At 65.2% G+C, this 22,216-nt stretch carries 23 protein-coding genes; 20 read left to right on the top strand and 3 right to left on the bottom strand.

Features of this window, described 5'->3' with window-relative positions; genetic code table 11:
* The first annotated feature begins 62 nt into the window (after positions 1 to 62).
* The 12 genes from JQ507_24275 to JQ507_24220 all read left to right on the top strand — a co-directional run bounded on the left by JQ507_24275 (position 63) and on the right by JQ507_24220 (position 10,555).
* On the top strand, positions 63 to 674 hold the full coding sequence (locus tag JQ507_24275) for a chromate transporter (protein ID QRI68046.1): 612 nt from the start codon (positions 63 to 65) through the stop codon (positions 672 to 674).
* Complete coding sequence (locus tag JQ507_24270; GenBank protein ID QRI68045.1) at positions 671 to 1,204, top strand: chromate transporter; 534 nt, start codon at positions 671 to 673, stop codon at positions 1,202 to 1,204. Before JQ507_24275 ends, JQ507_24270 begins: the two co-directional genes overlap by 4 nt.
* A gap of 92 nt (positions 1,205 to 1,296) precedes the next feature.
* A complete protein-coding gene (locus tag JQ507_24265) occupies positions 1,297 to 1,797 on the top strand; it encodes a tripartite tricarboxylate transporter TctB family protein (GenBank protein ID QRI68044.1) in 501 nt (166 codons plus the stop codon).
* A gap of 4 nt (positions 1,798 to 1,801) precedes the next feature.
* Positions 1,802 to 3,319 carry a tripartite tricarboxylate transporter permease gene (locus JQ507_24260; protein ID QRI68043.1) on the top strand — a complete coding sequence of 506 codons (1,518 nt, stop codon included), beginning with the start codon at positions 1,802 to 1,804 and terminating at the stop codon, positions 3,317 to 3,319.
* Positions 3,320 to 3,453: 134 nt separating this feature from the next.
* A complete protein-coding gene (locus JQ507_24255) occupies positions 3,454 to 4,434 on the top strand; it encodes a tripartite tricarboxylate transporter substrate binding protein BugD (protein QRI68042.1) in 981 nt (326 codons plus the stop codon).
* 174 nt (positions 4,435 to 4,608) lie between these two features.
* The gene (locus tag JQ507_24250; protein ID QRI68041.1) at positions 4,609 to 5,403 is read left to right on the top strand and encodes a thymidylate synthase; all 795 of its coding nucleotides are present in this window, start codon (positions 4,609 to 4,611) and stop codon (positions 5,401 to 5,403) included.
* The gene (locus JQ507_24245) at positions 5,403 to 5,888 is read left to right on the top strand and encodes a GNAT family N-acetyltransferase (GenBank protein ID QRI68040.1); all 486 of its coding nucleotides are present in this window, start codon (positions 5,403 to 5,405) and stop codon (positions 5,886 to 5,888) included. The genes JQ507_24250 and JQ507_24245 overlap by 1 nt, the downstream gene beginning before the upstream one ends.
* Complete coding sequence (locus JQ507_24240; protein QRI73490.1) at positions 5,888 to 6,400, top strand: dihydrofolate reductase; 513 nt, start codon at positions 5,888 to 5,890, stop codon at positions 6,398 to 6,400. Before JQ507_24245 ends, JQ507_24240 begins: the two co-directional genes overlap by 1 nt.
* A 144-nt stretch (positions 6,401 to 6,544) precedes the next feature.
* Complete coding sequence (gene hflK / locus JQ507_24235) at positions 6,545 to 7,690, top strand: FtsH protease activity modulator HflK (GenBank protein ID QRI68039.1); 1,146 nt, start codon at positions 6,545 to 6,547, stop codon at positions 7,688 to 7,690.
* Entirely contained in the window at positions 7,687 to 8,586 is a 900-nt protein-coding gene (locus JQ507_24230) for a protease modulator HflC (protein ID QRI68038.1), read from the top strand. Before hflK ends, JQ507_24230 begins: the two co-directional genes overlap by 4 nt.
* Before the next feature lie 81 nt (positions 8,587 to 8,667).
* Positions 8,668 to 8,868, top strand: coding sequence for a DUF2065 domain-containing protein (locus JQ507_24225; GenBank protein QRI68037.1), 201 nt, complete (start codon positions 8,668 to 8,670; stop codon positions 8,866 to 8,868).
* Positions 8,869 to 9,055: 187 nt separating this feature from the next.
* Positions 9,056 to 10,555: a Do family serine endopeptidase gene (locus JQ507_24220; GenBank protein ID QRI68036.1), complete on the top strand. Its 1,500-nt coding sequence runs from the start codon at positions 9,056 to 9,058 to the stop codon at positions 10,553 to 10,555.
* A 223-nt stretch (positions 10,556 to 10,778) separates the two neighbouring features.
* On the opposite strand, the gene serB is transcribed toward JQ507_24220, so the two are convergent.
* Positions 10,779 to 11,684, bottom strand: coding sequence for a phosphoserine phosphatase SerB (serB, locus tag JQ507_24215; GenBank protein ID QRI68035.1), 906 nt, complete (start codon positions 11,682 to 11,684; stop codon positions 10,779 to 10,781).
* Here serB and miaA point away from each other — a divergent pair.
* The 8 genes from miaA to ilvC all read left to right on the top strand — a co-directional run bounded on the left by miaA (position 11,683) and on the right by ilvC (position 19,711).
* Positions 11,683 to 12,612, top strand: a complete 930-nt coding sequence (gene miaA, locus JQ507_24210; protein QRI73489.1) for a tRNA (adenosine(37)-N6)-dimethylallyltransferase MiaA — start codon at positions 11,683 to 11,685, stop codon at positions 12,610 to 12,612. The genes serB and miaA overlap by 2 nt on opposite strands.
* A 362-nt stretch (positions 12,613 to 12,974) precedes the next feature.
* On the top strand, positions 12,975 to 14,750 hold the full coding sequence (locus JQ507_24205; GenBank protein QRI68034.1) for an acetolactate synthase 3 large subunit: 1,776 nt from the start codon (positions 12,975 to 12,977) through the stop codon (positions 14,748 to 14,750).
* Between the two features lie 14 nt (positions 14,751 to 14,764).
* Positions 14,765 to 15,751, top strand: coding sequence for a threonine dehydratase (locus JQ507_24200; protein QRI68033.1), 987 nt, complete (start codon positions 14,765 to 14,767; stop codon positions 15,749 to 15,751).
* A gap of 21 nt (positions 15,752 to 15,772) precedes the next feature.
* A complete protein-coding gene (gene ilvN / locus JQ507_24195) occupies positions 15,773 to 16,315 on the top strand; it encodes an acetolactate synthase small subunit (GenBank protein ID QRI68032.1) in 543 nt (180 codons plus the stop codon).
* A 3-nt stretch (positions 16,316 to 16,318) separates the two neighbouring features.
* Positions 16,319 to 17,014, top strand: a complete 696-nt coding sequence (locus JQ507_24190) for a methyltransferase domain-containing protein (protein ID QRI68031.1) — start codon at positions 16,319 to 16,321, stop codon at positions 17,012 to 17,014.
* A gap of 35 nt (positions 17,015 to 17,049) precedes the next feature.
* The gene (locus JQ507_24185; protein ID QRI68030.1) at positions 17,050 to 17,925 is read left to right on the top strand and encodes an EamA family transporter; all 876 of its coding nucleotides are present in this window, start codon (positions 17,050 to 17,052) and stop codon (positions 17,923 to 17,925) included.
* Between the two features lie 7 nt (positions 17,926 to 17,932).
* On the top strand, positions 17,933 to 18,541 hold the full coding sequence (locus JQ507_24180; GenBank protein QRI68029.1) for a LysE family translocator: 609 nt from the start codon (positions 17,933 to 17,935) through the stop codon (positions 18,539 to 18,541).
* A 150-nt stretch (positions 18,542 to 18,691) separates the two neighbouring features.
* Entirely contained in the window at positions 18,692 to 19,711 is a 1,020-nt protein-coding gene (gene ilvC, locus JQ507_24175; protein ID QRI68028.1) for a ketol-acid reductoisomerase, read from the top strand.
* A gap of 122 nt (positions 19,712 to 19,833) precedes the next feature.
* Here the strand turns inward: ilvC and JQ507_24170 are convergent, their stop codons facing one another.
* Both JQ507_24170 and JQ507_24165 read right to left on the bottom strand, forming a co-directional pair.
* Entirely contained in the window at positions 19,834 to 20,940 is a 1,107-nt protein-coding gene (locus JQ507_24170; protein QRI68027.1) for a DUF2336 domain-containing protein, read from the bottom strand.
* 190 nt (positions 20,941 to 21,130) lie between these two features.
* Positions 21,131 to 22,150, bottom strand: a complete 1,020-nt coding sequence (locus JQ507_24165) for an adenylate/guanylate cyclase domain-containing protein (GenBank protein QRI68026.1) — start codon at positions 22,148 to 22,150, stop codon at positions 21,131 to 21,133.
* Positions 22,151 to 22,216: the final 66 nt, after the last annotated feature.

Below are 22,216 nucleotides of genomic sequence, written 5' to 3'. Positions count from 1 at the left end.
CCGCTGTGAAAACACACCAATTTGGGTTGGCCGGCGTCCCGGAGCCGTTCTAGATTTTGGCCATGCCCCCGGAATCCCCGCCGGTTGCCGCCCCGGCGCCGGATGTCTCCGCGCCGTCTCCACCCCACCAGCCCGGGCTTCTCGAGCTGTTCCTGGCGTTTGCCAAGATGTCGCTGGCCGGCTTTGGCGGGGTCCTGGTCTGGGCCCGGCGGGCGATCGTCGAACAGCACCGTTGGATGACGGCGGAGGAGTTCAACGAGACCTTCGCGCTGTGCCATTTCCTGCCAGGTCCGAACATCGTCAACCTGTCGGTCGTGTTCGGTTCGCGCTTTCGCGGCGTCGCCGGCGCCTTCGCGGCCTTCGCCGGGCTGGTCGGGCCGCCGATGGTGATCGCGACCATCCTTGCCGCGCTCTACGCCCGCTACGGCGATGTCGACATACTGCGCCGGACGCTTGCCGGCGTGGCCTGTGCCGCGGTCGGGCTGCTGTTCGCCGTCGTCCTCAAGATGATGCTGCCGCTGTTGCAGCGGCGTGATGTCACAGGCCTCGTCATCCTGGCCGCGGTCTTCGTCGCGATCGGTCTGATCCGCTGGCCGCTGCAGATCGTGCTGCTGGTGGCGATCCCGCTCAGCCTCGCGATCACGATCGTGACCCGGCGCATGGTGAAGTCATGAATAGGGAGTCCAACCCGGTCGCGGCGCTGGTATGGACCTTCGGTTTGATGTCGCTGTTCGCGGTCGGCGGGGCCAATTCGGCGATCCCCGAAATGCACCGCGCCGCGGTCGACGTACATCACTGGTTGACCGACAAGCAGTTCGCCGACGTGTTCGCGATCTCGCAGCTCTCGCCGGGACCGAACGTGCTGATCGTGACGCTGATAGGTTATTCTGTCGCAGGCGTTGCCGGGGCGTTGGCTGCGACGGTTGCGATGTGCGGACCGACCGCGCTGCTTGCCTATTATGTCAGCCGTTTCCTCGATCGCTCGCGCGACGCGCGCTGGCCGGCGATCATCCAGGCGGCATTGGTTCCGCTGTCGATCGGCCTGATGGCTGCATCCGGCCTGATCGTGGCGCAGACATCAGACCAAAGTTGGATCGCGGTCCTGATCACCATTGTCGCAGCCACGCTTGCTTTTGCGACGCGGATCAATCCTTTGTGGATGTTGCTCGCCGGAGGTCTCTTGGGTTTTGCTGGCGTTGTCTGACGAAAATCGCTAGCAAGGCTTTCGGTCAACGCACCACAAGCCAAGCCATTCAATCAAAACGGGCGGACAGCCTGACGGGGGGAAGCGAAGTCATGAGCGATACGCCGAGCGAGGCGCCGGTCAAATCGATCTTGCCGAAATGGGTGCGCGGCCCGCAGGACTTTGTCGGCGGGCTCGCCATGGTGGCCGTTGCGCTGTTTGCCTTGTGGGCTTCGAGCGACTTGCAGGGCATGCACGGATTTTCGTTCGGTGCCGGAACCGCGCCGCGGATGTTCGCCGTGCTGCTGCTGTTGCTCGGCGGCGCCGTGGCGCTGGTCGGAATTCTGAAAGACGGCCCGCAGATCGCGGCCTATTCTTGGCGCGGGCCGTTGTTCGTGTCGGCGGCAATCGTGTTCTTCGCCGTCGCGATCCGTCCGCTCGGGCTCGTCGTCTCCGCCTTTGCCGCCTTCCTGATCGCGGCGCTCGGCTCGCATGAGACGAGGTGGCTCGAAGCCATCATCGTCGGTGGCTGCCTGACGCTCGGCTGCGCGCTGTTGTTTCCTTATGTGCTGGGACTTCCGATGCCGATGTTCCCGCGTTTCCTGATCCAGTGAGGGCGTGATGGAACTGTTTGCCAACCTCGCCCACGGTTTCGCTGTCGCATTCTCTCCGATCAACCTTCTGATGTGCCTGATCGGTGCGCTGGTCGGCACGCTGGTCGGCGTCTTGCCGGGCATCGGCACCATCGCCACCGTCGCGATGCTGCTGCCGATCACCTTCGGCCTGCCGCCGGTCGGCGCGCTGATCATGCTCGCCGGCATCTATTACGGTGCGCAATATGGCGGGTCGACCACCTCGATCCTGGTCAATATTCCCGGCGAGGCGACCTCCGTGGTCACCGCGCTCGACGGCCACCAGATGGCCAAGCAGGGCCGCGCCGGTCCGGCGCTCGCGATCGCCGCGATCGGCTCGTTCTTCGCCGGCTGCGTCGCCACCGTGCTGATCGCCGTGCTCGGCGCGCCGCTGACCAAGCTCGCGCTGGCATTCGGACCGGCCGAATATTTCTCGCTGATGGTGCTCGGCCTGATCTTCGCGGTGGTGCTCGCCAAGGGCTCGGTGCTGAAGGCGATCGCGATGATCGTGTTCGGCCTGTTGCTGTCGATGGTCGGCTCCGACATCGAGACCGGTGCCTCGCGCATGGCCTTCAACATTCCCGAGCTTGCCGACGGCCTCGGCTTTGCCACCGTGGCGATGGGCGTGTTCGGCTTCGCTGAGATCATCCGCAACCTCGACCATGGCGCGGAGATGGACCGCAATCTGGTGCAGCAGAAGATCACCGGCCTGATGCCGACCAGGAAGGACCTCGTGGACTCCACGCCGGCGATCCTGCGCGGCACCGTGCTCGGCTCGATCCTCGGCATCCTGCCGGGCGGCGGCGCGGTGATCGCGTCGTTCGCGGCCTATACGCTGGAAAAGAAGCTGGCGAAGGATCCGTCGCGGTTCGGCCGCGGCGCGATCGAGGGCGTGGCATCGCCGGAAAGCGCCAACAACGCTGCGGCGCAGACCTCGTTCATCCCGCTGCTCACGCTCGGCATCCCGCCGAATGCGGTGATGGCGCTGATGGTCGGCGCGATGACCATTCATGGCATCGTGCCGGGTCCGCAGGTGATGCAGAAGCAGCCCGACCTGGTCTGGGGCATGATCGCCTCGATGTGGATCGGCAATCTGATGCTGATCATCATCAACCTGCCGCTGGTTGGCATCTGGGTCCGTCTGCTGCGCGTGCCGTACCGGCTGATGTTCCCCTCGATCGTGGTGTTCTGCGCGATCGGCATCTACTCGGTGAACAACGCGCCGGTCGATGTCGTCCTCGCAGGCGCGTTCGGCCTGGTCGGCTACTGGCTGATCAAGCACGATTTCGAGCCGGCGCCGCTGCTGCTCGGCATGGTGCTCGGTCCGCTGATGGAGGAGAACCTGCGCCGTGCGCTCTTAATCTCGCGCGGTGACTGGAGCGTGTTCCTGTCGCGGCCGCTTTCGGCGGTGCTGCTGGCGATTGCGGCAGCTCTGCTGGTGCTTGCCGTGCTGCCCACCTTGCGGGCGAAGCGCGACGAGGTGTTCGTGGAGTCGGAGGGCTGATCACTCTCTAAGCCCTGCGTCGGCGCGCCGCAGGCGGAAGTCGAATCGACTCGCGATGTCGTCTCATGAAATGAAAATGCCGGCCGATTTGGCCGGCATTTTTATTGGTCAAAACGTTCCCGGGAGGAATTGAGATGATGTCCATTCGCTCGCTTGCGGGCGCATGCCTTTCGGCATGTGTGGCGCTCGGCGCATTCGCCGTGCCGGCGTCGGCGCAGAACTATCCGACGCGCACCATCACCATGATCGTGCCGTTCGCAGCCGGCGGTCCGACCGACGTCATCTCACGCATCGTCACCGCGCATATGGCGCAGACGCTCGGCCAGAGCATCGTCATCGAAAACGTGGTTGGCGCCGGCGGCACCACGGCGACCACGCGCGCGGCGCGCGCCGCCAATGACGGCTACACGCTGGTCACCGGACACATGGGCACCCATGCCGCGTCCGTGCCGCTCTATCCGAAGCTTGCCTATCATCCGGAGAAGGATTTCGAGCCCGTGGCGCTGCTTGCGGGCACGCCGATCCTGATCCTCGCCCGCAAGGATTTCCCGCCGAAGGATCTGAAGGAGTTCATCGCCTACGTGAAGGCCAATGCCGAGAAGGTCAACGCCGCGCATGCCGGCATCGGCTCGGTCTCGCACGCCTCCTGCGAGTTGCTCAACTCGATCCTCGACGTCAAGCCGGTCGGCGTGCCCTTCAACGGCACCGGACCCGCGATGAACGCGCTGGTCGCCGGCCAGGTCGATTACATGTGCGACCAGATCGTCAACGCGGTGCCGCAGATCAACGCCGGCACCATCAAGGCCTATGCGGTCGCGACCCCCGAGCGCAATCCATCGCTGCCCGACGTCCCGACCACGACCGAGGCCGGCCTGCCGGCGTTCCAGGCTCAGGCCTGGAACGCGATCTTTGCGCCGAAGGGAACTTCGCCCGCCATCATCGCCACGCTGAACGCGGCGGCGATCAAGGCGCTGGACGACGAGAACGTCCGCAAGCGCCTGCTCGAACTCGGCAGCGTGATCCCGGTACCCGCCAACCGCAGCCCGGAGGCGCTGGCGACGCTCGTGAAGAACGAGATCGCGAAATGGACCCCGGTGCTCAAGCCGGCAAGTTAATCCAGCGCGGTCAAATGGATAGGGCAGGGCGGAACGCGGGTTCCGTCCCTTGTCGTTTGGCGCAAGGGTGCTCACTTTTCGGGGTATAATCGGTCTAATCAGCCGAATCGGCGTGTCGGCCGGCGGCGGTGGCCGCTACATTCGCCGCTCTCTCGAAAGCCCGAAACAGACGTCATGAACCAGTATCACGATCTGCTCGAACGTATCCTCGCCGACGGCGCCGAGAAGCATGACCGCACCGGCACCGGTACGCTGTCGATCTTCGGCCATCAGATGCGCTTCAATCTCTCGGCCGGATTCCCGATGCTGACGACCAAACGGCTGCCGCTGAAGGCGATCGTGCACGAGCTGCTCTGGTTCCTCGCCGGCGACACCAACATCAAATATCTCAACGACAACGGCGTCACGATCTGGGATGAATGGGCCGACGCCAATGGCGATCTCGGCCCGGTCTATGGCTCGCAGTGGCGCTCCTGGCCCGCGCCCGATGGCCGCAGCATCGACCAGATCAGCAACGTGATCGAGATGATCAAGCGCAATCCGGACTCGCGGCGGCTGATCGTCAGCGCCTGGAATCCGGCCGAGGTGGACAAGATGGCGCTGCCGCCGTGCCACTGCCTGTTCCAGTTCTATGTCGCCAACGGAAAATTGTCCTGCCAGCTCTATCAGCGCTCCGGCGACGTGTTCCTCGGCGTGCCCTTCAACATCGCCTCCTATGCGCTGCTGACCATGATGGTCGCGCAGGTGACCGGGCTGAAGCCCGGCGATTTCGTGCACTCGCTCGGCGATGCGCATCTCTATTCGAACCACCTCGAGCAGGCGCGCCTGCAACTGACGCGGCCGACGCGGCCGCTGCCGACGATGGCGATCAATCCCGATGTGAAAGACATCTTCGCGTTCCGCTTTGAGGATTTCAAACTCGAAGGCTACGACCCGCATCCGCACATCAAGGCCGAAGTCGCGGTCTGATGTCGCTCGTGATCCGCCGCGCGCGGCCCGATGAGGCCGGACTGGTGTACTCGCTGGTCCGCGAGCTTGCCGCGTACGAGAAGCTCCTGCACGAGGTCCACGCCAGCGAGGCCGATATCGCCGAGGCGCTGTTCGGCGAAAGCCCGCGGCTGTTCTGCGACATCGCGGAATGGAACGGCGAGCCCGCCGGCTTCGCGGTCTGGTTCGTCAATTTCTCGACCTTCGCCGGCCGCCACGGCATCTACCTCGAAGATCTCTTCGTGCGTCCGGCGCTGCGCGGCAAGGGGATCGGCAAGGCGCTGCTGGTGCACCTGGCGAAGCACTGCCTCGCCAATGGGTGGGCGCGCCTGCAATGGGCGGTGCTCGACTGGAACGCGCCGTCGATCGCATTCTACAAATCACTCGGAGCCGAGATGGTGGACGAATGGACGATCTGTCGCGTCTCCGGTCCTGCGCTGTCGGCGCTCGCCGAAGGAGCGCGCTGATGGAGATCGTGCTCCTCGCTGCGGTCGCCGAGAACGGCGTGATCGGGAGCGGCAACGCAATTCCGTGGCGGCTGAAATCCGATCAGCAGCGCCTCAAGGCGATGACGCTGAACAAGCCCATCGTGATGGGGCGCAAGACGTTCGAGTCGCTGCGCCGGCCGCTGCCGGGACGCACCAACATCGTGGTGACGCGCGATCCGAACTACCGCGCGCGCGGCGCCATCGTCACGACGTCGTTGGAAAACGCCCGCGCAATTGCGCTTGGTGATGCGCTGCGGCGTTTCGCCACTGAAATTGCAATCATCGGCGGCGCCGAGATCTATGCGCAGTGGATGGGCATCGCCGATCGCCTTGAGATTACCGAGGTCCATGCCCGGCCGGACGGCGATACACGGTTCGACACAATCGATGCGAGGGAGTGGGATGAGGTCGCGCGCGTGCGGAATCCGGCAGGTCCGGACGACAATGCCGACTTCTCCTATGTGACATATCGTCGGCGCGGCCGCGGTTAACCAATGTTTGCATTGACAATTGTGGCCCGGCGCATAGCTCGTCGGCTCAGGAAGCTTGCGTTGTAAGGGCCCTGGCGGTCCCCTATAACCGGGCCGGACATTCGAGCCCGGGCGTCCCGTCCGGACTTGCCGAGGAGATGTTTGATGCCGTGGAAAAATCAAGGCGGGGGGCCATGGGGCTCGGGTCCGAAGGGACCGTGGGGCACCGGTCCACAGTCGGCCGGGCCAAGGCCGCCGGATCTTGAGGATCTGCTGCGGCGCGGCCAGGACCGGCTGCAGCAATGGCTGCCCGGCGGGCATTTCAGCGGCATGGGAATCGCGCTGGTGCTGGTCGCCGCGCTGGCGATCTGGTTTGCCACCGGCATCTTCCGCGTCCAGTCCGAAGAGCTCGGCGTCGTCATGCGCTTCGGCAAGTATGATCGCGATGCGCAACCGGGCCTGCGCTATCACCTGCCATATCCGATCGAGACGGTGCTGCTGCCGAAGGCGCTGCGCGTCAACACGATCTCGATCGGCATGACCCTGATCGACGATCCCGCACGGCGCGGCCGCACCATGCGCGACGTGCCGGAAGAGAGCCTGATGCTGACCGGCGACGAAAACATCGTCGATGTCGACTTCACCGTATTGTGGCGGATCAAGCCGGGCGGGGCCGGCGCCTATCTGTTCAACATCCAAAATCCCGAAGGCACCGTGAAGGCGGTTGCCGAAAGCGCGATGCGCGAGGTGATCGGCCGCTCGCAGATCCAGCCGATCCTGACCGGGGCGCGCAACGTCACCGAGCAGAACGTGCAGGAGCTGATGCAGAAGACGCTGGATTCCTACAACGCCGGCATCCAGATCACGCAGGTGCAGATGCAGAAGGTCGATCCGCCGGCGCAGGTGATCGACGCGTTCCGCGACGTGCAGGCGGCGCGCGCCGACCTCGAGCGCAAGCAGAACGAGGCGCAGACCTATGCCAACCGGATCGTGCCGGAAGCACGCGGCCGTGCCGCGCAGATCCAGCAGGCCGCCGAGGGCTACAAGGAGCAGGCGGTCGCCGAGGCCAAGGGCCAGAGCGCGCGCTTCCTCAAAGTCTATGAAGAGTACAAGAAGGCACCCGACGTGACGCGCGAGCGCATCTATCTGGAGACCATGGAACGCGTGCTCGGTGGCTCCGAGAAGCTGGTTTATGACGGCGGCCAGGGCCAGAACATCGTACCCTACCTTCCGTTGGGTGAGCTGACGCCGCGGCGTCAGCCGACGGTAGCGCCGGCCACGACCGGCCAGCAGCAGGGAGCCACCCGATGAGGTCCCCTGTCACCGGCATCCTGTCCCTGATCGTTCTCTTCATCGTTCTCGCCGTCGGCTACAGCTCGGTGTTCACCGTGCAGCAGACCGAGCAGACCATCGTCCTGCGGTTTGGCGAGCCGGTCGACGTCGTCACCGAGCCCGGCCTGCACTTCAAGGCGCCGTGGAATTCGGTGATCAACGTCGACAAGCGCATCCTCGACCTGGAAAACCCGTCGCAGGAAGTGATCGCCTCCGACCAGAAGCGGCTCGTGGTCGATGCCTTCGCGCGCTATCGCATCAAGAATGCGCTGCGCTACTACACCAGCGTCGGCTCGATCCAGGCCGCCAATCTGCAGCTGACCACGCTGCTCAACGCGGCGCTGCGCCGCGTGCTCGGCGAGGTCAACTTCATCGCGGTGGTGCGTGACGAGCGCGAGAAGCTGATGTCGCGGATTCGCGAGCAGCTCGACAAGGAAGCCGACGGCTACGGCATCGAGGTCGTCGACGTCCGGATTCGCCGCGCCGATCTGCCGGAGCAGAACAGCCAAGCGGTCTACGACCGGATGAAGACCGAGCGTCAGCGCGAGGCGGCGGAGTTCCGGGCCCAGGGCGACCAGAAGGCGCAGGAAATCCGCTCCAAGGCCGACCGCGAAGCGACCGTGATCGTCGCCGAGGCGAACTCCGCCGCGGATCAGACCCGCGGTGCGGGCGATGCCGAGCGCAACCGCCTGTTCGCCGAGGCCTATGGCAAGGACAAGGACTTCTTCGCGTTCTATCGCTCGATGACGGCCTATGAGAACGGCCTCAAGTCCAGCGACACGCGGTTCCTGTTGCGGCCGGACTCGGAATTCTTCAAGTACTTCGGCAGCGCGAACGGCAAGCCGGCCGAGGCGGCGGCTGCGCCGAAACAGTAAATTCACGACAGAACGGCGGCGCGGACAACGTGCCGCCGTCACTTAAATAACAACAATCATCGAGCGGGAGGTTGCGATCCGATGAGGTCAATAGCGTTCGGCGACTTCCTCATCGGTCTGGGAATCCTGTTCGTGCTCGAAGGCATCCTGTTCGCGGCAAGCCCCGCCTGGATGCGCCGGGCGATGAAGAGCGCGCTGGCGACGCCGGACAACATCCTGCGCGTCGTCGGCATCGGTTCGGCGGTCGCGGGACTCGTCCTGATCTGGGCGGTGCGGCGCTGAGCATTGCCTGTTCCAAGCGCGTAGGTCGCGCCGGAATGAACATAATCGTGAGCCTCACGCAGCCGGTTTTTCTCCGAAATGCCCGGCTGAGATGCTTGCGCCAAATGCCTGTTCGGGCGCACTCTGCGACCACGGGCGCACACTGCGACCAGCAAATTTGAACCCGTTTGCCTGGAGAAACTCCGACATGATCGCTGCCAGACCAGCCCTGAGCCGTCGCCTCCGCATGATGGGAGCCGCGATCTCGATCGGTGCTGCGAGCATGCTGAGCTCCGCGCCGGCCTTCGCACGCGGTCCCGACGGCATCGCCGACATTGCCGAGAAGGTGATCGACGCCGTCGTCAACATCTCGACCTCGCAGACGATCGAGGCCAACAAGGGCGGCGCGATGCCGCAGCTGCCGCCGGGCTCGCCGTTCGAGGAATTCTTCGACGACTTCTTCAAGAACCGCCGCGGGCCGCCCGGCAAGGGCGGCGACAAGAGCGGCGAGTTCCAGCCGCGCAAGACCAATTCGCTCGGCTCGGGCTTCATCGTCGACACCGCCGGCATCGTCGTCACCAACAACCACGTCATCGCCGATGCCGACGAGATCAACGTCATCCTCAACGACGGCACCAAGATCAAGGCCGAGCTGGTCGGCGTCGACAAGAAGACCGATCTCGCGGTGTTGAAGTTCAAACCGCCGAAGCCGCTCACCGCGGTCAAGTTCGGCGACAGCGACAAGATCCGCCTCGGCGACTGGGTGGTCGCGATCGGCAACCCGTTCAGCCTCGGCGGCACCGTGACCGCGGGCATCGTCTCGGCCAAGAACCGCGACATCAGCCAGGGTCCGTATGACAGCTATATCCAGACCGACGCCGCCATCAATCGCGGCAATTCCGGCGGTCCGTTGTTCAACCTCGACGGCGAGGTGATCGGCGTCAACACGCTGATCATCTCGCCCACCGGCGGCTCGATCGGTCTCGGTTTCGCGGTGCCGTCGAAGACGGTGGCCGGCGTCGTCGACCAGCTGCAGAAGTTCGGCGAACTGCGCCGCGGCTGGCTCGGTGTGCGGATCCAGCAGGTCACCGACGAGATCGCCGACAGCCTCAACATCAAGCCGGCGCGCGGCGCGCTGGTTGCCGGCGTCGATGACAAGGGCCCGGCCAAGCCGGCGGGCATCGAGCCCGGCGACGTCGTCGTCAAGTTCGACGGCAAGGACGTCAAGGACCCCAAGGATCTGTCGCGGATCGTGGCCGATACCGCGGTCGGCAAGGAAGTCGACGTCGTCATCATCCGCAAGGGCAATGAGGAGACCCGCAAGGTCACGCTCGGCCGGCTCGAGGACAACGACAAGGTTCAGCAGGCCAACGCCAAGCCGAAGGACGACACGGCCGAGAAGCCGGTGACCCAGAAGGCGCTCGGCCTCGACCTCGCGGCGCTGAGCAAGGACCTGCGCACCAAGTACAAGATCAAGGACAGCGTGAAGGGTGTCGTCGTCACCGGCGTCGACAATGCCTCCGATGCCGCCGAGAAGCGGCTGTCGGCCGGCGACGTCATCGTCGAGGTGGCGCAGGAGGCGGTCTCCAGTGCCGCCGACATCAAGAAGCGCGTCGACCAGCTGAAAAAGGACGGCAAGAAGTCCGTGCTGCTGCTGGTCTCCAACGGCGACGGCGAACTGCGCTTCGTGGCGCTCGGCGTGCAGTAACGTCGGCCTGACGCCTCACCCACAACTGTCATCCCCCGCGAAAGCGGGGGATGACGCCGTGTTGCTTGACGTCTTGAATTGCGAACCATCCTGATCGTCGTCCCGGCGAAGGCCGGGACGCATAACCACAGGCGGTGATTGTTGCGCGATGGTGGAATGATGAGTCCCGTTCACGGCACCCGCCGCGGAGTATGGGTCCCGGCCTTCGCCGGGACGACTCTACCTATCCCTCGACGAACTCGTCCCGCCGATAACCCTGCGCGTACAGCAGCGCGGTGAGATCGCCGTGGTCGATCCGCACTGCGGCTGCGGCTGCGACCGCAGGCTTGGCGTGATAGGCAACGCCGAGGCCGGCGGCCTGGATCATGCCGAGGTCGTTGGCGCCGTCACCCACCACCAGCGTGTCGATGTCGTCGAGATCGAAGGATTCGGTGAGTTCGACCAGGGTGGCGAGCTTGGTGGCGCGGCCGAGGATAGGCTCGATCACTTCGCCGGTCAGCTTGCCGTTCTCGATCTGCAGCTGGTTGGCGCGGTTCTCCTGGAAGCCGACCTTGGCCGCGACCACGTTGGTGAACAAAGTGAAGCCGCCGGAGATGAGGCAGGTGTAGGCGCCCTGCGCGCGCATGGTCATGACCAGATCACGGCCGCCCGGCGTCAACGTGATGCGCTTGTCGAGCACCTCGTCGACCACGCTGACCGGCAGGCCCTTGAGCAGCGCCACCCGTTCGCGCAGCGCCGATTCAAACTCGATTTCGCCGCGCATCGCGCGCTCGGTAATGGCGGCGACGTGGGATTTCAGCCCGGCGAAGTCGGCGAGTTCGTCGATGCACTCCTGGCCGATCATGGTCGAATCCATGTCGGCCAGAAAAAGCTTCTTGCGCCGGCCGATCCGGGGCTGCACGACAATGTCGATCGGCAGGTCGCCGCGGGCCTGGCGCAGTTGCAGCTCGATCGCCTTGATGTCGTCCCGGCTGGCGTTCTCGCGCTCGAAGGGAATGTCGACGGCGACCTCGTTGAACAGCCACTGCGCCGGGCCGGGTGAGGGCAGCACGGCCCGCGCACCGTCGACGATGGTGGAATCGAGCGCGGGGCTTGCAGGATTGCAGATCAGCGTGGCAACGAGGGACATGCAGGCGCATTCGGGATTGTTGGACAAGGCAGTGCTTATCGCAGGGCCGACCGCCAGCGGCAAGTCGGCCCTGGCGCTCGCGCTCGCGCAGCGGACCGGCGGGATCGTGATCAACACCGATTCCATGCAGGTCTATCGCGATCTCCGGATCATCACCGCGCGGCCGACTGTGAGCGAGGAGGCGCTGGTTCCGCACCGGCTCTACGGCCATGTCGACGCCGGCGTGAATTTCTCCGCCGGCGCCTGGGTGGCGGATGCGGCCAAGATGCTCGGTGAGGCCTGTGAGCAGGGGCGGCTGCCGATCTTCGTCGGCGGCTCGGGCCTCTATTTCAAGGCGCTGACGCGCGGCCTGTCGGCGGTGCCGCCGATCCCGCCCGCGGTGCGCGAGGGCGTGCGCGCGAGGCTGGAGCAACATGGCGTCGAGGCGCTGCATGCCGAGCTTGCAGGGCGCGACCCGATGTCGGCCGAACGGCTGAAGCCGCGCGATCGCAGCCGCATCGCGCGGGCGCTCGAGGTCGTCGAGGCCACCGGCCGCCCGCTGCCGGACTGGCATCGCGACGGCCTGCCGCCGCTGCTGCCGCAGGGCGAATTCCACGCGCTGTTTCTCGCGCCGGAACGCGAGCAGCTTTATGCGCGGATCGACGCCCGGTTCGGCGCGATGCTCGATACGGGTGCGCTCGATGAGGTCGCGGCATTGGCGGCGCGCGGGCTCGATCCGTTGCTGCCGGCGATGAAGGCCCATGGCGTGCCGGCGCTGATCCGGCACCTCAAGGAGGAGATCAGCCGGCAGGAGGCCGCCGAGATCGGCCGGGCCGACACCCGCCACTACGCCAAGCGCCAGTTCACCTGGTTTCGCCACCAGCTTCCGGAATTCGAATGGGTGGCGCCGGAGGCGGCGAGGGGATGGCTGGAGAGCCGGATTCCGTAGCCCGGATGGCCCTCGCCGCCGCACGCCCGTCAGCCATGCGCGTTGCGCCGCGCAAAAACACTCGCCGAACGGCCGGAACCCCGTTACAGTTCAAAAATCGCGAAAATGGCTGGCTTGCCTTGACATTCAGGGTCTGGCCGCTATGTTCGCGCAACCTTTGGGAAGACTGGGTCGTCTCGTGCGCAACATTATTACCAAACTCCTTATCGCCGTCGTACCCAGGCACACCGCCGGGGATGGCTAGCGGCCATCCAAATTCGGGCGGTGTGCATGGGGCCTCTGGGGCCCCTTTTTATTGCCCGAAGCAGAACTGACGAGAACCGACAAAAGCCGCGCAAAAACAAGCGCATCCGGAGCGAACCATGACCGACAAGAGCCACGATCCCAATCAGATGACCGGCGCCGCGATGATCGTGCGCGCGCTCATCGATCACGGCGTGCAGCATGTCTTCGGCTATCCCGGCGGCGCGGTGCTTCCGATCTATGACGAGATTTTCCAGCAGAGCGAGGTCGAGCACATCCTGGTCCGCCACGAGCAGGGCGCCGGCCATGCCGCGGAAGGCTATGCCCGCTCGACCGGCAAGCCCGGCGTGGTGCTGGTGACTTCGGGTCCGGGGGCCACCAACATGGTGACGCCGCTGACCGACGCGCTGATGGATTCGATCCCGCTGGTCTGCATCACCGGCCAGGTGCCGACCCATCTGATTGGCAACGACGCCTTCCAGGAATGCGACACCGTCGGCATCACGCGGCCCGCCACCAAGCACAACTGGCTGGTGCGCGACGTCAACGACCTCGCCAGGGTGCTGCACGAGGCCTTCTATGTCGCCACCACCGGCCGGCCCGGCCCGGTCGTGGTCGACGTGCCGAAGGACGTGCAATTTGCCACCGGCACCTATCATCCGCCGCGCAAGTCGGACGTGCACATCTCCTATACGCCGCGCGTGAAGGGCGATGCGACCCAGATCCGCAAGGCGGTGGCGATGCTCGCCAATGCCAAGCGTCCCGTGATCTATTCCGGCGGCGGCGTGATCAATTCAGGCCCCGAGGCCTCGCAACTGCTGCGCCAACTGGTGGAGGCGACCGGCTTCCCGATCACCTCGACCCTGATGGGATTGGGCGCCTATCCGGCGTCAGGTCCGAACTGGCTCGGCATGCTGGGCATGCACGGCACCTACGAGGCCAACATGACGATGCATGATTGCGACGTCATGCTGTGCGTCGGCGCGCGCTTCGACGACCGCATCACCGGCCGCACCGACGCGTTCTCGCCGGGCTCGAAGAAGATCCACATCGACATCGACCCGTCCTCGATCAACAAGAACATCCGCGTCGACGTGCCGATCATCGGCGACTGCGGCAACGTGCTCGGCGATCTCCTGCAGGTGTTCAAGGCGGAGGCGAAGAAGCCCGACATCAAGGCGTGGTGGCAGCAGATCGCGCAATGGCGCGCGCGCAACTCGCTGTCCTACCGCAAGAACAACGATATCATCCTGCCGCAATACGCGATCCAGCGCCTGTTCGAACTGACCCGCGGCAAGGACACCTACATCACGACCGAGGTCGGTCAGCACCAGATGTGGGCCGCGCAGTTCTTCGGCTTCGAGGAGCCGCACCGCTGGATGACGTCGGGCGGGCTCGGCACCATGGGCTATGGTCTGCCGGCCGCGGTCGGTGTGCAGGTCGCGCATCCGGACAGCCTGGTGATCGACATCGCCGGCGACGCCTCGGTGCAGATGACGATCCAGGAGATGTCGACGGCGGTTCAGTTCGAGCTGCCGATCAAGATCTTCATCCTGAACAACCAGTACATGGGCATGGTGCGGCAGTGGCAGCAGCTGCTGCACGGCAACCGCCTGTCGCATTCGTACTCGGAAGCGCTGCCGGACTTCGTCAAGCTCGCGGACGCCTATGGCTGCGTCGGCCTGCAGGCGACCAAGCCCTCCGATCTCGACGGCGCGATCAAGGAGATGATCGCGATCAAGCGCCCGGTGCTGTTCGACTGCCGCGTCGCCGCGCTCGAGAACTGCTTCCCGATGATCCCGTCGGGCAAGGCGCATAACGAGATGCTGCTGCCGGAAGAGGCCACCGATGAGGCCACCGCGAAGGCCTTCTCCGGCGGCAAGGCGCTGGTGTGAGGTGAGGGCGGATCATGTTTGACCTCAACGAGCTCGAGCGTGCGCACGGGATCGTCGGCACCGCGGTGCCGGCGACGCCGGCGTACGCCTGGCCGCTGCTGGCCGAGCGGCTCGGCACCGAGGTCGTGGTCAAGCATGAGAACCACACGCCGACCGGCGCCTTCAAGGTGCGCGGCGGCTTGGTCTATCTCGAGCGGCTGAAGCGCGAGCGGCCGGACGTGCCCGGCATCATCTCGGCGACGCGCGGCAATCACGGCCAGAGCCTGGCCTTTGCCGCGAGCCGCCATGGCGTGCGCGCGGTGATCTATGTGCCGCGCGGCAACTCGGTCGAGAAGAACCGCGCCATGCACGCGTTCGGCGCCGAGCTCGTCGAGCACGGCGAGGACTTCCAGGCCGCGCGGGAAGAGGCCGAGCGCCGCGCCCAGTTCGCAGGCCTGCATATGGTGCCGTCGTTCCATCCGGACCTGGTGCTGGGCGTCGCGACGTACGCGCTCGAAATGTTCCGGTCGGCGCCCGATCTCGACATCCTCTATGTGCCGATCGGGCAGGGCTCCGGCATCTCCGGCTGCATCATGGCGCGCGACCTGCTCGGGCTGAAGACCGAGATCGTGGGCGTGCAGTCGACCGAGGCGCCGTCCTACGCGCTGTCGTTTGCGGCCGGAAGGATCGTGACCACCGCGACCAGCAACACGCTGGCTGACGGCATGGCGACGCGGATTCCGGACGCGGATGCGTTCGCGCTGATCCGGAAGGGCGCATCGCGCATCGTGCAGGTCACCGACGACGAGGTCGCCCAGGCGATCCGCGCCTACTGGACCGATACCCACAATCTTGCCGAGGGCGCAGGCGCCGCGGCGCTCGCAGCCGCGCTGCAGGAGAAGAGCAAGCTCGCCGGCAAGCGGGTCGGCTTGATCCTGAGCGGCGGCAATATCGATTTCGATCTGTTCCGGACCTGGATCGGGACGGATGCTGCGCCGGCCGCCCAGCGGGCGGTGGCGTGAAAAGAATGTAAGGGGACGACCATGAACCAGCCCGCATCCGCCTACTTCCTCGAAGAGCGTCACGATCCCAACGAGACCCACACGCTGTCCGTGATCGTGCAGAACGAGCCCGGCGTGCTCGCGCGCGTGATCGGGCTGTTCTCCGGCCGCGGCTACAACATCGAAAGCCTCACCGTCTCGGAGACCGAGAACCAGAAACATCTCTCGCGGATCACGATCGTCACCACGGGCACGCCGATGGTGATCCAGCAGATCAAGCATCAGCTCGACCGCATGATCCCGGTCTACCGCGTCGTCGACATGACGCTGACCGGCAGCTCGATCGAGCGCGAGCTTGCGATGGTCAAGGTGCGGGGCGGCGGCGATCACCGCGTCGAGGCGCTGCGGCTGGCGGATGCGTTCCGCGCCCGGGTGATCGACGCCACGACCGAGAGCTTCGTATTCGAGATCACGGGCAACTCGTCCAAGATCAGTCAGTTCATCGACCTGATGCGCCCGTTGGGCCTGGTCGAGGTGTCACGAACCGGGGTGGCCGCGATCACGCGTGGGCCGGAAGGGATGTGAGTCATGTTGGCGCGCGACTGGTACTACACGCAACGGCGGCAGGTCGGTCTCGATACCGCGGTTGCCTCGATCTATGACGTCAGCGAGGACAGCGATGTCCGTGCCCGCCAGGCGCTGACCAGGCTCGGCGTCAAGCCGGGCTGGCGGATCGCCGATATCGGCTGCGGCAACGGCGTGCTCGCGACCGAGGCGGCGCTGATGGGCGCCGAGGTCGACGCCATCGACATCTCGCCGGCGATGATCGGGCTTGCCGAAATCTATGCGCGCGACCGCAAGGCGAAGATCCGGACCCAGCCGGCCGGGCTGTTGTCGTTTGCCTATCAGCCGAATTCATACGATCTCATCGTCAGTGAGTTCACACTGCATCATCTGCCTGACTTCTGGAAGGCGGTGGCGTTGTCGCGGATCTTCAACGCGCTGAAGCCCGGCGCGAATTTCTATCTGCGCGACATGGTGTTCGTCAGCATGCCCGACGGTGTCGATCGCGATGTCGAGGGCTGGGCGGATTTCTCGATCAAGAACCACGATTTCGAGCGCGAAAGCGTGATGACCCATATGCGCGACGAATACTCGACCTTCGGCTGGGTGATGGAGCGCATGCTGACCGAGACCGGTTTCACCCTGGTCGCGGCCGACTATCACGCGCCGCTGCACGGCACCTATCTGCTGCGCAAACCGAAGCCGGACGAACAGATCTAGATCCCGACCGAAACGGAAGCAAAAGAAGAAGAACAATGAAGCCGGCTGATGTTGGCATCGCCGTCATGGTCGCGGTGATCTGGGGGCTTGCGTTCGTCGCAAGCCGGATCGCGCTCGATGAGTTCTCGCCGGAACTCATGACGACGCTGCGCTTCGCCATCGCCGCGCTGCCCTGCCTGTTCCTGCGCAAGCCGGATGTACCCTGGCCGCTCTTGATCGCGATCAGCTCCACGCTGTTCCTCGGCCAGTTCCTCGCGCAGGCTTTCGCGATCGCGCATGGCGTCCCGGTCGGCCTTTCCAGCGTGGTGGTGCAGAGCCAGGCGCTGTTCACCATTGCGTTCGCCGCGATCGCCTTCGGCGAGATGCCGACGCGGCCGCAGGCGATCGGCGTCGCGATCGCCGCGCTCGGCCTGCTGATGATCTGCGGCACGGTCGGCTATGATTTCAGCGTCAACGCCTTCGCCATTCTGATGATCTGTCCGGTCAGCTTTGCGATCGGCAATCTGCTGCTGCGGCAGGCGCGCGCCGCGCCGATGTTCGACCTGTTCGCCTGGCTGTGCCTGTGCGCCGCGGTGCCGCTGGCGGTGCTGACCCTGATCAGCAACGGACCGCAGGCGACCTGGCAGGCGCTGAGCCACATGTCGCTGACCGGGTTCGTCTGCGTGCTCTGCCTCGGCGGCATTTCGACCAGCATCGCCTACTGGCTGTGGGGCCGGCTGCTCCGGGATCACCCCGCCGCGCAGGTGGTGCCGTTCGCGTTGCTGGTGCCGTTCGTCGGCTCCGCCGCCTCCAGCATCGTGTTCGGGGAGAGGTTCGGGCCGCTGCGGCTCGCCGGCATGGTCACGGTCATCGGCGGCATTGCCGTGATGCTGCTGTCGAAGCGTCCCAAAGCTCTGCCGAAAGTCGCGTGAGGCCACCATGTCGAACTCGCTGCTGTTCGCCTCTGTCGTGTTTGCGGTCGTGATGTTCTTCACCCCGGGGCCCAACAACATCATGCTGCTGTCGTCGGGGCTGACCTACGGCTTCCGCCGCACGGTGCCGCACATCGCCGGCATCACGGTCGGTTTCGCCTTCATGGTCGGCGCGGTCGGCGTCGGGCTCGGCGCCGTGTTCATCGCCTATCCGGTGCTGCAGACCATCCTGAAATATGGCGGTGTCGCCTATCTGGTCTATCTCGCGGCCGTCATCGCCATGGACGAGCCGCCCTCGGCGGACAAGGACGATGGGCCCGGCCGCGGCCCGATGACGTTCTGGGGCGCGGCCATGTTCCAATGGATCAACGCCAAGGGCTGGGTGATGGTGATCGGCACCATCACGGCCTATGCGGCAATTGCCGCCTTCCCCTGGAACATCGCGATCCAGGTCGGCTTCAGCCTGATCCTGGGGACGGTGTCCTGCATCGTCTGGGCGCTGTTCGGCACCGCGCTGCGTCCGATCCTGACCTCGCCGCGGGCGATCCGTGTCTTCAACGTGGCGATGGCCATCCTGCTCTTGGCCTCGCTCTACCCGGTCTTCATGGACGCATGATGCCGCACCGCGCCATGCGAGATGAGGGTTTCCCCTGAGGGGAAAAATGCTCTAGACAACGCCGGAAATTCGCGGGCGCCCGGCGGTTCTGTCCTTCCGAAAGCCTGACCCATCGGCCGATTTTGGCCCCCTTCAAACGAGGAAACCACGATGCGAGTTTACTACGATCGCGATGCCGACCTGAACCTGATCAAGGGCAAGAAGGTCGCCATCGTTGGCTACGGCAGCCAGGGCCACGCCCATGCGCTGAACCTGAAGGATTCCGGCGTCAAGGACGTCGCGATCGCGCTGCGCAAGGGTTCGGCCTCGGCCAAGAAGGCCGAGAACGCCGGCTTCAAAGTGATGGAAGTCGCCGAAGCCGCGAAGTGGGCCGACCTGGTCATGATGCTGACCCCGGACGAACTGCAGGGCGACATCTATCGCGAGCACCTGCACGACAACATGAAGAAGGGCGCGGCGCTGGTGTTCGCTCACGGCCTCAACGTGCACTTCAACCTGCTCGATCCGCGCGCCGACCTCGACGTGCTGATGATCGCGCCGAAGGGCCCCGGCCACACCGTGCGCTCGGAGTATCAGCGCGGCGGCGGCGTGCCCTGCCTGATCGCGATCGCCAAGGACTCCTCGGGCAACGCCCATGACCTCGGCCTGTCCTACGCCTCGGCGATCGGCGGCGGCCGCGCCGGCATCATCGAGACCACCTTCAAGGAAGAGTGCGAGACCGACCTGTTCGGCGAGCAGGTGGTGCTCTGCGGCGGCCTGGTCGAACTGATCAAGGGCGGCTACGAGACGCTGGTCGAAGCCGGCTACGCGCCCGAGATGGCCTATTTCGAGTGCCTGCATGAAGTGAAGCTGATCGTCGACCTGATCTATGAAGGCGGTATCGCCAACATGAACTACTCGATCTCCAACACCGCCGAATACGGCGAGTACGTCACCGGTCCGCGCATCGTCACGGCCGAGACCAAGGCCGAGATGAAGCGCGTGCTCGCCGACATCCAGGGCGGCAAGTTCGCCCGCGACTGGATGCTGGAGAACAAGGTCAACCAGACCTCGTTCAAGGCGACCCGCGCCAAGCTCGCCCAGCACCCGATCGAGGAAGTCGGCGCCAAGCTGCGCGACATGATGCCCTGGATCAAGAAGGGCGCGCTGGTCGACAAGAGCAAGAACTAAGTGCGGTCTTGCGGGGTGGGTTACGCCTGCGGCTAACCCACCCTGCGCATCGACGATAAAAAAGGGTGGGCAGTCAAACTGCCCACCCTTTTTCCTTGTCTGCGAATAACGCCGGCGGCCGGTTAGCCCGCCGTGATCGGCTGCTTCTCGATCCTGTTGTGCAGTTGCCAGAACCGCACCGTGCGCTGGGCGGTCTCCAGCGACAGCCGCCGGTAGTCGCGTTGCGCGATCTCCAGCGTCGCGTGGTCGATGGCATGCGGCAGCGGCCGCTTGCGCAGGATGGCCTCGACCGTCGGCCAGTTCAGCTTTGCCGAGCGGCACGGGATCAGCAGCAGGTCGGAGCGCAGCCCGAGCATCAGCCGCTCGATCATCGCGATCGGCATGTCGTTGAGCACGGCGAGCGCGACCGTGACCTCGTCGAACTTGCCGTCCTCGGCGAATTTGTAGACGGCCGCATCATCGAGCTCGTTCAGCTGCTTCATCAGCTTCACAAGCTCTTCGGCGATGCCGTAGTTGCGGCGCGGGGCGGCGGCCTCTTCCTGCGCGATGTCGTTCAGCACCTGGCTGATCTCCTCGCGCGCGCGGGGCGAGGCGATCGCGAGCAGGCGGGCGCGCACGGTGTCCTTGGCGCGCTGCAGCAGGTCGCGCAACAGCTTGGCCGGAATGTCGATGCGCAGGCCGAGGATCTCGACCAGTTCGTCGTCGCCTTCGGCGCGGGCGACGATCGTGGAGTAGCCGTTGTCGGAGAACTCAGCGCCGGCGTTCTTGGCGAGGCGCCGGATCACCCGGTCCTCGCCGCGGTCGATGATCACGTCGGTGACGAACGCGGGCAGATTTTCCCGCGCCGAGATCGCGAACAGATGATCCTGTCCCTTGCTGCTGGCGATCTCGCGCAGTGCGGCGTTTGAGAGGCGGCTGGAGTGGGTCAGCACCTCGCCGGCGACGCCGATATCCTCGTCCCAGGCAAGATGGTGAATCACATCAAACGGCGCATAGTCGAGCGGTGCGAGCCGCTTGCTGAGCTCGGCCCGCGCACGCGTCTCGACGCGCGCCACCAGCAGGCAGAGCACGTCGTCGAACACCTTGACCTGTTCATCGTTGAGGCGGTCGCCATCGTTCAGGAACAGATCGGTGACCTGCCGCAGCGTCTGCACGCGCTTGGCCGATGTCCCGTCCCGGACCGCATCCTCGAGTTCGGCAATAATCGATTGTGACGCCTGTTGCGCCATCGATGGGCAACCTTGTTTTCTTTGATAACAACAGACTGCACGATATCGATAGCCACCTTACACCTGCGTTAAGGTGGAACCCGGTGCAAATACGGGGTGCGTCGCATCCTTAACGGGCCGCGACCAGATTTGATTAAATTCGTGCTTTCGGCCCAACGGAAGCCGGTGCCGGTGCGCTGTAAGGAATTGTTTAGGACGTTGCGCGGCGCGCGACGGCGAATATGTCGATCGAAGCTGCGCGCCCGCGCAGCTGCGTCGAGCCGAGCGGCTCGATGGCAAGATCCGGCTGTGACGGCAGCAGGCGGAGCAGTTCGCCCGATACCAGCAGCGGCCGGCCGGCCTCCTTGCAATGCGCCTGCAGCCGCGCCGTGACGTTCACGGTGTCGCCGAAATAGGCGATCTGTCGCCGCGAGTCCCCGCATTCGGCGATGACGACCGGCCCGGCATGCATCCCGGCCCGAAACGCCGGCACCACGCCGAACGCCTTGCGATAATGATCGGCCCGCTTGGCAAGGCGGTCCTCGATCGCGAACACGCAGTCGAGGTAGCGCCGCGATCCCTTGTCCGTATCGGCCGGCCAGGTCACGATGACCTCGTCGCCGACATAGGCGTGAACCTCGCCGCCGTGCAACACGATGGGTGCATCGATGTCAGAGAAGAAGCGCGTCAACAGCTCCTGCACGCGCAGCTCGCCCATCTGTTCCGCCAGCGTCGTCGAGCCGACTAGGTCGAGAAACAGCAGCACACGTTCCTCGCGCACCGGCTGGCGATAGCGTCCAAGCGCGACGTTGAGCAGCGTTCGCCCGCCGATCATCCGCACCAGCTCGTAGATCGCTGTGATCGGGATCGACAGCAGCAGGGCGACGCCGATGATCTTCAGGAAGGTTTTGCGGAAAAATTTCGTGTCGATCCCGTGCTCGTTGAGCACGACCTCCAGCACAATCGCGGCAACCGCGACGATGACGGCAAGGATAACGGAGCGGACAAGCAACTCGACGATGAGCGGCCGTTGCCGCAGCCAGCCGCCACGCGCGGCCAGATAAAGGTGCGTGGCCCAGACGATCAGGGTGATGGCGGCGCCCTCAATGGCGCTTCGCACGTAGTTCGCGACCGACGCCTCGTAGGGCCGATCGAAGGCATAGCGAAACAGCCCGCCGACGAGCAGGCCGACCACGGCCAGAATGATCATAGGCGTCAGGTTGCGCCGCATGGTGCCTCCACGCCCATGAAATATCCTGCGCGGATCGGGAAGGCCAGCCGGGGTGCGGCCTGAATG

It is taken from the genome of Bradyrhizobium sp. PSBB068 (assembly GCA_016839165.1).
Taxonomy (GTDB): domain Bacteria; phylum Pseudomonadota; class Alphaproteobacteria; order Rhizobiales; family Xanthobacteraceae; genus Bradyrhizobium.
This window is presented reverse-complemented; position numbering and strand designations above follow the sequence as displayed.